Here is a 9,938-nt window from a genome sequence, read left to right on the forward strand (position 1 = left end):
CGGCCCTGTGGCCGTGCGTCTTTTTCTGTTGTGTGTAGAGCCGAGCCCATGCTCGGCTGCTCTTCCGCCAACAGCAGCCGAGCATGGGCTCGGCTCTACAGAAGAGGGGTGTTACCGCATCGGTACCAGCGCCGGATCGCGGCGGTACAACGCCGGGAACTGCTTGCCGAGCGCGGCCAGCTTGGGCGCGTCGTAGTAGCGGATGTACGCAGCCTGCGGGTAGTTGCTCATGTAGTTCTGGTGGTAGCTCTCGGCCGGGTAGAAGCGCTGGCCACTGCCTACCTGGGTAACGATCGGCGCGCGGTAGCTGCCGGCCTGGCCGAGCTGTCCGATGTAGGCGCGGCTTGCTGCCTGCTGGCGCGTGTCATCGACGAAGATCGCCGAGCGGTACTGGCTGCCATGATCGGGCCCCTGGCGGTTGAGCTGGGTCGGGTCGTGCACCACCGAGAAGAACACCTGCATCAGCTGCCCATAGCTGACCTGGCGCGGGTCGTAGTCCACCTTCACCGCTTCGGCGTGGCCGGTGCGGCCACCGCTGACGCGCTCATAGCGGGCATCGGCGGCACTACCCCCGATGTAACCAGACACCGCGTTGCTCACCCCTTTGACGTGCTGGAACACGCCCTGCACGCCCCAGAAGCACCCGCCGGCGAAGACCACGCTGGCATGGCTGGCGTCATCGCGGAACGCCGCGTCGCCGCTGGGCGCAGGCAACGCCTGCACCTGTGCCGTGGGCTCGGCCGCTGCGGCCACCGCACCGCGGTCCACCAGCAGCACGCCCGCGACCAGCGCGGTGGCGACCAGGCCGGCGACGCCGGCGGCAATGCCCTGTTCGAAGGAGAGTTTCATCGTGTGCTCCCGGTTCAACCGAAGGTGAAGGCGTAGGCCTGCACGCCTGCGTCGAGGAATTCGATCTCGAAACGATGCGGACCGATCGTGCCTTGCTGGCGGATCAGCTGGTACAGACGGTGTTCGTTGACGGTGCCGGTGCCATCGGCCGCCACGTCGGCGCCGGCATCGGCCGCTGGCAGTGGCTTGCCATCAAGCAGCACGCGGAAGCGCACCGGCTTCCCGTCCTCGCCCGGTGCCAGCACCAGATGCAGGTCGCGGGCATGGAACTGGAAGGCGATGCGGCCTCCGGCCTGCTGCAGCTGCGCCGCTTCATCGTTGACCCGCCACTGTCCGGACAGGCCCCATTGGTTCAGCGCCAGGGTGGACGGCAGCGTGTAGCCGAATGCTGTGTCGGCGTGCTGCCCGCCCGGCGAGGCGAACTGCTCGGCACGTGCGTGGCCCAGGTAGGTTTCCGGCGAGCGCAGGTTGCCCATGTCGGCCTGCGTGGCTACGCCCTGCAGGTCGGCCGCAGCGGGGTCCGCAGGCGGTGGCAGGTCGGTCTGCCCGGCTTCCACCAGCAGACGGCGGATCACCTGTTCGGAATGCGCGTAGTTGCCCTCGCCGAACTGATGGCCGCGGATATTGCCCTGCGCGTCGATGAAGTAGTGCGCCGGCCAGTAGCGGTTGTTGAACGCGCGCCAGATCGAATACTGGTTGTCGAGCGCGACCGGGTATTCGACCTTCAGCTGCTGCACGGCCTTCATCACGTTGCGCGGGTCGCGCTCGAAGGCGAACTCCGGCGTATGCACCCCGACCACCACCAGGCCATGGTCGCGGTAGCGCTGCGCCCACTCATGCACGAACGGCATCGCGCGCAGGCAGTTGATGCAGGAGTAGGTCCAGAAATCGATCAGCACCACCTTGCCGCGCAGCTGCTCCGCACTCAGCGGTGGGCTGTTGAGCCAGCCGGTGGCGCCGTCCAGCGAAGGCAGTGTGCCTTCCACTGGCAGCGGCGCGCCTGCCTGCCCGGCCGCCATCATCATCATCGGCGGTGCTGCCGGTTGCGCGTCGGGCACGGCGTCCAGCAGGCCCTGCTCGATGCGCGCGGTGCTGACTGCGGACAGGCGGGTCAGCAGGCCGGTGTCCCAGCCCAGGCCGATCGCCACTACCGCCAGCAGCGCGGCCACGCCCAGCACCCGGCGCAGCACATTGCCCAGGCCGAGCCGGGCCTGCAGGGCACGGAACACACGGCCACCCACCCACACTGCCAGCGCCAGTGCGGTGACTGCGCCCAGCGCGTAGGCCAGCAGCAGCGAACTGGTGCCGACGCTGGCGCCGTTCAGGGCGGCGCCGGTCAGCACCAGGCCGAGAATCGGGCCGGCGCAGGGCGCCCACAGCAGGCCGGTGGCAATGCCGATCAGCAAGGAGGTCCAGGCGCCGCCACGGCCGGCCGCATCCGCGGCGTCGGCACGCGCGCTCAGCCGCGCGCCGATGCGCTGGAACGGCGCCAGCAGATGGTCGGCCAGGGTCGGCCACAGCAGCGCGACGGCGAACACGGCCATCAGCACCAGTGCCACCCAGCGGCCGATCTGGTTGGCCTGCGCCACCCACTGGCTGCCGACCGCGGCCAGGCTGGCAACCACGGTGAAGGTCAGCGCCATGCCCACCAGCAGCGGCAGGGTGCTGCGCAGGAAAGGACGATCGGCGCGTGCGAACACGAACGGCAGCACCGGCAGGATGCACGGGCTGAGCAGGGTCAGCACGCCCCCGAGATAAGCAAGCAGCAACAGCAGCATCATCACGCTCCCGAAGTGGGGGAAGAGCCCAGCGGCACGCGCCAGCCGCCAGCGGCGTCCTGTTGTGCAGCCCCGGGAATGAACGCCATCGCGGCGCCGTTCATGCAGTAGCGCAGTCCGGTCGGACGCGGGCCGTCGTTGAACACATGGCCGAGGTGGCCGCCACAACGACGGCAATGTGCTTCCACCCGCAACATGCCGAAGGTGGTGTCACGGTCTTCGCCGATGGCGTTGTGCAGCGGCGCCCAGAAGCTGGGCCAGCCGGTGTGGCTCTCGAACTTGGTGGACGACGAGAACAGCGGCAGCGCACAGCCGGCGCAGGCGAACGTACCCTGCCTGTGTTCCTTGTTCAGCGGGCTGCTCCAGGGGCGCTCGGTGGCCTGCTGGCGCAGCACGGCGTACTGCGCCGGGCTCAGCAGCCGGCGCCACTCGGCATCGCTGCGGGCCACCTCGAACTGTCGCGAAGGCCGTGCCTCGGCAGCGGCGGGGGCAGCGCGGCTGCATGCGCCCAGGCCCAGCAGGCCGGCGGCGGTGACAGCACCGCCCAGGCCCAGCAGATGGCGGCGGGTGAGGGACATGGCGGACTCCTGGAAGGGGCGACGGGGTCATGCTGCGCCCCCTCCGGTCAACGAATCCTCACGCAGGATTCAATTTTTCGTGAGGTATCCACGCCGCTCCCGCGCCACAATGCGGGCAGCCTCCCCACTGGCCCGACCCTGCCGATGTCCGCCAAACGTGTCCTGATCGTTGAAGACGATGCCCATATCGCCGACCTGCTGCGCATGCACCTGGGTGATGAGGGCTATGACGTCGCGCATGCCGCCAGCGGTGATGCCGGCCTGCGCCTGATCGAACAGGAAGGTCCGTGGGATGCGCTGGTGCTGGACGTGATGCTGCCGGGCGTGGACGGCCTGCAGGTCTGCCAGCGTGCACGTGCGATGGCGCGCTATGTGCCGATCATCATCATCAGTGCGCGCGGCAGCGAGACCCAACGCATCGTCGGCCTGGAACTGGGCGCGGACGACTACCTGGCCAAGCCCTTCTCGATGCCGGAACTGGTGGCGCGCGTGCGTGCACTGCTGCGCCGCGCCGAAGCCATGGCACAGAACGCGCGCATCGATGCCGGGGCGATCGAGCTCGGTGGGCTGCGCCTGGACCCGGTCGCGCGCACCGCCGCCGTCGATGGCAACGCGCTGGAGCTCACCCCGCGCGAGTTCGAACTGCTGCTGTTCTTCGCCCGCCACCCGGACCAGGTCTTTGCGCGGATGGAACTGCTCAACCAGGTCTGGGGTTACCAGCACGATGGTTACGAGCACACGGTCAACACCCACATCAACCGCCTGCGCAGCAAGATCGAGACCGACCCGGGCAATCCACGGCGTCTGCTGACCGTATGGGGGCGTGGCTACAAGCTGGTCGACCCGGCCGGGGCGGCAGCATGATCAAGCCGAACCTATGGCAGAAACTGGCGCTGGTGATGTCGGCGCTGATGCTGACGTGCTGCATGGCGCTGCTGGCCTGGCAGATGCGCACCAATACCCGGCATGAGCAGGAAGTGGTGCAGCGCCTGTCGCTGGGGTTGGCCGAGCACATCGCCCAGCGCAGCGAGCTGATGGACACCAGCGGCATGCGCGATGCGGCGGTGCGCGCCTTGTTCGGCCAGCTGATGGCGGTCAACCCCAGCGTCGAGGTGTACCTGCTGGACGACCAGGGCCGCATCCTCGGCCACGATGCACCCAGCGGCCACCTGATGCGCAGCCAGGTGGACGTGGCACCGCTGCGGCGGCTGCTGTCCGGTGCGCCGCTGCCGATCCTCGGTGACGATCCGCGCAGCACGGATGGCCGCAAGGTGTTCAGTGTCGCGCCGCTGGTGGTGCAGGGGCGCCAGGCCGGCTACGTGTATGTGGTGCTGGTGGGCGAACACCGGCAGATGCTGGCCGATGACCTGGCCGCCGGCAGCCAATGGCGCACCACGCTGTGGTCGGTGCTGTTGATCGGCGGGCTGGGCCTGCTTGCCGGCCTGGTGGCCTTCTACTGGGTGACCCGGCCGCTGCGCCAGGTCACCCGGCGCATACAGGCCTTCGATATCGATGCACCAACGCCGCTGCCCGCGCCGGTACCGCTGCGCGTGGGTGAACGCGATGAACTGAAGATCCTCGAACATGCCCATGCACAGATGGCACAGCGGCTGGGCGAGCAGTGGCAGCAGCTGCGACAACAGGACCTGCAGCGCCGCGAGCTGGTGGCCAACATCTCGCACGACCTGCGCACGCCGTTGTCCTCGCTGCACGGTTACCTGGAGACGCTGGCACTGAAGGAAGCCACGCTGTCGCCGCAGGAGCGTCGTCGCTATCTCGGTATCGCACTGGCGCAGAGCGCCAAGGTCGGCCGTCTTGCCCGCGCGCTGTTCGAACTGGCGCGGCTGGAACACGGCGAAGTGCGGCTGGAGTGGGAAGTCTTCGCGCTGCCGGAACTGCTGCAGGACGTACTGCAGAAATTCGAACTGGCCGCGCAGGCGCGTGGGCAGCGCCTGCATGCTGACTTCCCGCCGGGCCTGCCGCTGGTACGCGCCGATCTCGGTCTGGTGGAGCGCGTGCTGACCAACCTGCTCGACAACGCGCTGCGGCATGCACCGGACGGTGGCCGCGTGCAGGTGCAGCTGTCGGCGCTGCTCGACAGTGTGCAGGTGGCGGTACAGGACGATGGCCCCGGAGTGCCGCCAGCGCTGCGTGGGCAACTGTTCCAGGCACCAGCGGCACTGGGGGCACGGCGTGGCGAGAACGGCGGGCTCGGCCTGCTGATCGTGCAGCGCATCGTGCAGTTGCATGGCCGCCGCATCGAGCTGCGCGAAAGCGATCAGGGTGCGCTGTTCGTGTTCGCCTTGCCGCGCGCGGATGCGGAGACGAACTAGACGTCTTCTGCTGGTGGCGCGACACCGCTTTCCATCGGCAGCAGCAGCCGGATGCAGGCACCACCGAGCGCCGAATCGGCCACTTCCACGTGGCCGCGATGCTTGTCCGCCACCACCTGCACCAGCGCCAGCCCCAGCCCGAAACCCGGGCTGGCCTGGTCCAGCCGCACGTAGGGCTGCAACACCTGGCTGCGCAGTTCGACGGCGATGCCGGGGCCGTCGTCCTCCACCTGCAGGCACAGCCATCCCTCGTTGAGCGTGCTGACGATGCGGATCTGCCGGCGCGCATAGCGCAGCGCGTTGCCCAGCAGGTTGCGCAGGGCCAGTTCCAGCATGTGCCGGTTGACGTTGACCAGCCCTGCCGGCGACAGGTCCAGCTGCACCGGGATCGTCAGAGGCGCGAACTGGTCGACCACTCCGCGTACCAGTGCGGCCAGTTGCAGGCGCTGGCGGGTGAGCTGATGGCAGCGGCCGAGTGCGGCGTATTCAACGCCGGCGTCGGTCAGGTGCTGCAGGCGGTCCACATCGATGCGCAGCCCGGACAGCGCATCGCGCTGGGCGTCGTCCAATCCGGTGTCTTCCAGATCGGCCAGGCCGAAACGCATCCGCGCCAGCGGTGTACGTACTTCGTGCGCCACCGCCTGGGCCAGCACGCGCTGGCTTTCCAGCAGCAACTGCAGCTGTTCGGCCATGTGGTTGAACGCCTTGGCCAACGGCCGCACCAGCGCGGTGCCGGCACGCGGCGCACGGCTGTCGAGCTGGCCATCGCGCATCCGTCGCGCGGTCTGCGCCAGCTGCGAGACATCGCGCCACAGCCGGTAGACCATCACGTACATCGGCAACGCCACCGCCACCATCAGGATCAGCAGGATGATGGCCACGCCGGAGGCCTCGCTGTCCTGCCAGCCTTCCTCGGGCAGGGCCTGGTCCAATGGTCCCAGGACCAGCGCACTGCTGCTGTTGCCGACGCGCTGCAGGCTGCGCATGCTGTCCAGCTCGATCTGCACGTGTCCGTTGAGCAAGCCCTTGCGCTGTTTCGCCGGCAGTATCGCCGCCGCCTCGGTCAGCGGCATCAGCTGCAGCGGATAGGCGAAATCGCTGTCCAGCTGTTGTGCCAGGGCTGGCCACTGCGCCGGTGGCGTTTCGGCGAAGCGATGCTGCAGCATCGCATGCGGGCCGCGCATTTCCGCCTGCAGGCTGGCCTCGGTGCGGTCTTCCAGCAGCGTATCCCAGGCCCACAATCCGACCACGATCAGCAGCAGATGGGCGACCAGGAAGCCGATGCCGTAGCGCAGGAAGTGGAAGGCGTGGCCACGCATGGCCGACGATGGATGCTTCATCCCCATGCCGATCGGCTGAACAGGTAACCACGGCCGCGCACGGTCTTGATCCGCTCGGGCTGTTCCGGGTTGTCGCCCAGCTTGCGCCGCAGCCGCGAGATGCGCGCATCGATCGAGCGGTCCAGGCCATCGAAGGCGATGCCGCGCAGGCCGCGCAGCAGCGCATCGCGGTCGAGGATCTGGCCCGCGTTGCCGGCCAGCAGGAACAGCAGGTCGAATTCGGCGGTGGTCAGTTCCAGCAGGCGGCCCTGCAGGTGCACGTTGCGGGTGGACGGGTCGATGCTCAGTTCACCGAAACGCAGCGCTTCATCGCGTGGCTCGACCCGGCGATGGCGGCGCAGGTGGGCGCGCAGGCGGGCCAGCAGCACCCGCGGCTCGATCGGCTTGCCGATGTAGTCGTCGGCGCCCAGTTCCAGTCCCAGTACCTGGTCGATGTTGTCGGTACGGGCGCTCAGCACGCAGATGATCCCGTCATAGTGGGGCCGGATCTGCCGACACACTTCGAAACCATCCTGGCCCGGAAGGCCGATGTCGAGCAGGACCAGCGCCGGCTTTTCGCTGAGGATCCGGGCGATCGCGCGCTGGCCGCAGCGCTCATGGGCGACCTGGTAACCGTGCCGCTGCAGGTAGTCGCTGACCATCGTGCCCAGCCGAGCGTCGTCTTCAACCAGTACGATATCCAGCATTTACAAGGCCTCCGGGGCGCTTCCGTACCGCCGTGGCACGAGCGCGGCGATGCTATCCCAGCTGTCGGGCCGCCCGGGTCCTGGGGGCGGGCGCCATTCAGCCGGGGTTGCTGGCGCACGGGCCGGGCCTCAGGCCGGGCAATGACTTGGCTGCAGCGTAGCAATCGCGTTGTTACAAAACGTTACGCAAGGCGCGCCTGCGGTGACGGTCGCTGACAGCGCTACGACTGACGTGGCGCTCGGCGGGGCCGAGCATGGCAGCTCTCCCCCTCCGCGTGCCGCCCTCATGCCGTCCGCCTCCTGCCCCGTGCGTTCCCTTGATTGCCATTGCCATGGAGGCCAGCGATGAGCGGCGTGGTCGGGGCCTGGCTGCCGCCGGCCGACGACGAGCAGTTGCTGCAGCAGCTGGCGCCGATGCTGCGGGCGCTGCAGCAGCGCGGCCGCGGTCGCATCGGTTACTGGACCGATGCCGACGCAGGACTGGCCCTCGGTCATTGCCGTGCGCCGACCGACATGCCGTTGCAACCGCTCAGTTCCAGCTGTGGGCGCTACGTGCTGTGCCTGGATGGCCGCATCTACAACAGGGCGGCGCTGCAGTCGCAGCTGCGCGATCTGCCACGCAGCTGCACCGATGCACGCCTGCTGCTGCAGGCCATCGTGGAGTGGGGCGTGCAGCGTGCGCTGACGCGCATCGAAGGGGCGTTTGCGTTCAGTGTCTGGGACCGCCAGGCGCATGAACTCTGGCTGGCGCGCGACCCGGTCGGCGAACGGCCGTTGTATTACGGGTGGTACCAGGGCCAGTTCCTGTTCGCTTCGGAGCTGAAGGCGCTGCAGGCCTTTGCCGGATTCGCTCCCAGCATCGACCAGGATGCACTGAGCCTGCTGCTGCGCCATGACTATGTGCCCGCGCCGCACACCATCTATCGGGGCATCCACAAGCTGGTGGCCGGGGCGATGCTGCGCGTGGACCTCAACGATCATGCCGCCGGCGGATCAACGCAGGCGACGCAGGGAGGCCATCGTTACTGGTGCGCGCGCGATGCGATGCAATCCGCGCTGCAGCAGCCGTTGCAGCCGGCGCCCAGCCTGGAGCAGGCCACCGACCAGCTGGAAGTGGTGCTGCAGCAGGCGATCGCCGCGCGCATGCATTCGCCCGTGGCCTGCGGCGCGTTCCTGTCCGGGGGCACCGATTCGTCGCTGGTGGTGGCGATGATGCAGGCGCAATCAGCGTTGCCGATCGAAGCATGGACGGTGGGGTTCGACGACCCCGGTCACGACGAGAGCGACTGGGCCTCGCAGGTCGCCCGCCACCTGGGCGTGCACCACCACCTGCACAGGATGGACAGCCGGCAGGGCCTGGATCTGCTGCAACGCTTGCCGCAGGTCTGGTGCGAACCGTTCGCCGATGCCTCGCAGCTGCCCACCCTGCTGGCCAGCGAGCTGCTCGGCGCGCGCAAGCCGGTGGCGTTGACCGGCGACGGCGGCGATGAACTGTTCTTCGGCCATCCCAGTTATGGCCGCGCGTTGCGCAATGCGCGCCTGTGCGGTGGCCTGCCGGACTGGGTGCGCGACCTCGCGCGACGTGGCAGCAGCCGCTTGAACGTCGAGCGGGGTCGGCTTGGCGGATGGCGGGCACTGGTGGCCGAGGTGGCCGCCAACGATGTGGAGGGGCATTACCTGCAGCGCGTCACCCGCTGGCGGCAGCCGACCCAGGTGGTATTGGGCGCACGCGAGCCGGCGACGATCTTCCAGCAGCAGGACACCGCACTGCCGGCAGAAGCACGCATCCAGCTGCTGGATTTCCGCATGGATCTGGCCGAAGGCATCCTTGCCAAGGTCGACCGCGCCGGCATGGCGGCCGGCGTGGAAACGCGCTCGCCGTTGCTGGACATGGAGGTGGTGCGCCTGGCCTGGCGCCTGCCGCAGCACCTCAAATACCACGACGGTGAGCACAAGCGGATCCTCAAGCATCTGCTGTCGCGCTACCTTCCCGCGCCGCTGGTCTATCGTCCCAAGCGCGGTTTCGGCCCACCGATGGCGCGCTGGCTGGCCGGCCCGCTGCGTGACTGGGCGGAAGCGCTGCTCGACCCGCAACTGCTGCGCAACCAGGGCTGCTTCGATGCGGTGCGCGTGCGCGCGATCTGGGAGGCGTTCCTGCGCGGCGAGCGCAAATGGCATACGCACCTGTGGAACGTGTTGATGTTCCAGGCGTGGTACCAGCACTGGCACGGGAATCGCGGGCGCTAGCCGGGAGCGATCCTTACGGGCGCGGCGGATCTTGCTGGCGCAGGGCGGAGGCCCTTGCGTGCGAATGTCCTCCGGCGCCGGCCGTTGGCCGTCACCTCCCCCTTTACTTCGCACGCAAGGGCCTCCG

General features: G+C 68.6%; 8 protein-coding genes. 3 read left to right on the forward strand and 5 right to left on the reverse strand.

Annotated elements, in window-relative coordinates; translation table 11 throughout:
- Positions 1-111 precede the first annotated feature (111 nt).
- The 3 genes from msrA to msrB are packed head-to-tail and all read right to left on the reverse strand — an operon-like array spanning position 112 to position 3,205.
- Positions 112-849: a peptide-methionine (S)-S-oxide reductase MsrA gene (gene msrA / locus ACFX4F_RS15305; RefSeq protein ID WP_380656755.1), complete on the reverse strand. Its 738-nt coding sequence runs from the start codon at positions 847-849 to the stop codon at positions 112-114.
- A 14-nt stretch (positions 850-863) separates the two neighbouring features.
- Complete coding sequence (locus tag ACFX4F_RS15310; protein ID WP_380656758.1) at positions 864-2,627, reverse strand: cytochrome c biogenesis protein DipZ; 1,764 nt, start codon at positions 2,625-2,627, stop codon at positions 864-866.
- A gap of 2 nt (positions 2,628-2,629) precedes the next feature.
- The gene (msrB, locus tag ACFX4F_RS15315) at positions 2,630-3,205 is read right to left on the reverse strand and encodes a peptide-methionine (R)-S-oxide reductase MsrB (RefSeq protein WP_205405361.1); all 576 of its coding nucleotides are present in this window, start codon (positions 3,203-3,205) and stop codon (positions 2,630-2,632) included.
- Between the two features lie 144 nt (positions 3,206-3,349).
- On the opposite strand from msrB, the gene ACFX4F_RS15320 reads away from it, so the two are divergent.
- Together ACFX4F_RS15320 and ACFX4F_RS15325 are read left to right on the forward strand one after the other, a co-directional pair.
- Entirely contained in the window at positions 3,350-4,069 is a 720-nt protein-coding gene (locus ACFX4F_RS15320) for a response regulator transcription factor (protein WP_099821599.1), read from the forward strand.
- A complete protein-coding gene (locus ACFX4F_RS15325; RefSeq protein WP_380656763.1) occupies positions 4,066-5,538 on the forward strand; it encodes a sensor histidine kinase in 1,473 nt (490 codons plus the stop codon). The genes ACFX4F_RS15320 and ACFX4F_RS15325 overlap by 4 nt, the downstream gene beginning before the upstream one ends.
- Here ACFX4F_RS15325 and ACFX4F_RS15330 read toward each other — a convergent pair.
- Positions 5,535-6,878: an ATP-binding protein gene (locus tag ACFX4F_RS15330; protein ID WP_380656766.1), complete on the reverse strand. Its 1,344-nt coding sequence runs from the start codon at positions 6,876-6,878 to the stop codon at positions 5,535-5,537. The genes ACFX4F_RS15325 and ACFX4F_RS15330 overlap by 4 nt on opposite strands.
- Positions 6,875-7,564 (reverse strand): winged helix-turn-helix domain-containing protein, encoded by a 690-nt coding sequence (locus ACFX4F_RS15335; protein ID WP_099821602.1) that lies wholly within the window; start codon positions 7,562-7,564, stop codon positions 6,875-6,877. Before ACFX4F_RS15335 ends, ACFX4F_RS15330 begins: the two co-directional genes overlap by 4 nt.
- Before the next feature lie 345 nt (positions 7,565-7,909).
- Between ACFX4F_RS15335 and asnB the strand changes: the two genes are divergently transcribed.
- Positions 7,910-9,811, forward strand: coding sequence for an asparagine synthase (glutamine-hydrolyzing) (gene asnB, locus ACFX4F_RS15340; RefSeq protein WP_380656770.1), 1,902 nt, complete (start codon positions 7,910-7,912; stop codon positions 9,809-9,811).
- The last annotated feature ends 127 nt before the right edge of the window (positions 9,812-9,938 follow it).

Source organism: Stenotrophomonas sp. YIM B13575 (assembly GCF_042787595.1).
Classification (GTDB): Bacteria; Pseudomonadota; Gammaproteobacteria; order Xanthomonadales; family Xanthomonadaceae; genus Stenotrophomonas; species Stenotrophomonas lactitubi_B.

Bases quoted from the DNA above. Each gene is read 5' to 3' on its own strand.
- msrB (WP_205405361.1), bottom strand. From the start codon at position 3,205: ATGTCCCTCACCCGCCGCCATCTGCTGGGCCTGGGCGGTGCTGTCACC.
- asnB (WP_380656770.1), top strand. From the start codon at position 7,910: ATGAGCGGCGTGGTCGGGGCCTGGCTGCCGCCGGCCGACGACGAGCAG.
- ACFX4F_RS15325 (WP_380656763.1), top strand. From the start codon at position 4,066: ATGATCAAGCCGAACCTATGGCAGAAACTGGCGCTGGTGATGTCGGCG.
- ACFX4F_RS15330 (WP_380656766.1), bottom strand. From the start codon at position 6,878: ATGAAGCATCCATCGTCGGCCATGCGTGGCCACGCCTTCCACTTCCTG.
- ACFX4F_RS15335 (WP_099821602.1), bottom strand. From the start codon at position 7,564: ATGCTGGATATCGTACTGGTTGAAGACGACGCTCGGCTGGGCACGATG.
- ACFX4F_RS15310 (WP_380656758.1), bottom strand. From the start codon at position 2,627: ATGCTGCTGTTGCTGCTTGCTTATCTCGGGGGCGTGCTGACCCTGCTC.
- msrA (WP_380656755.1), bottom strand. From the start codon at position 849: ATGAAACTCTCCTTCGAACAGGGCATTGCCGCCGGCGTCGCCGGCCTG.
- ACFX4F_RS15320 (WP_099821599.1), top strand. From the start codon at position 3,350: ATGTCCGCCAAACGTGTCCTGATCGTTGAAGACGATGCCCATATCGCC.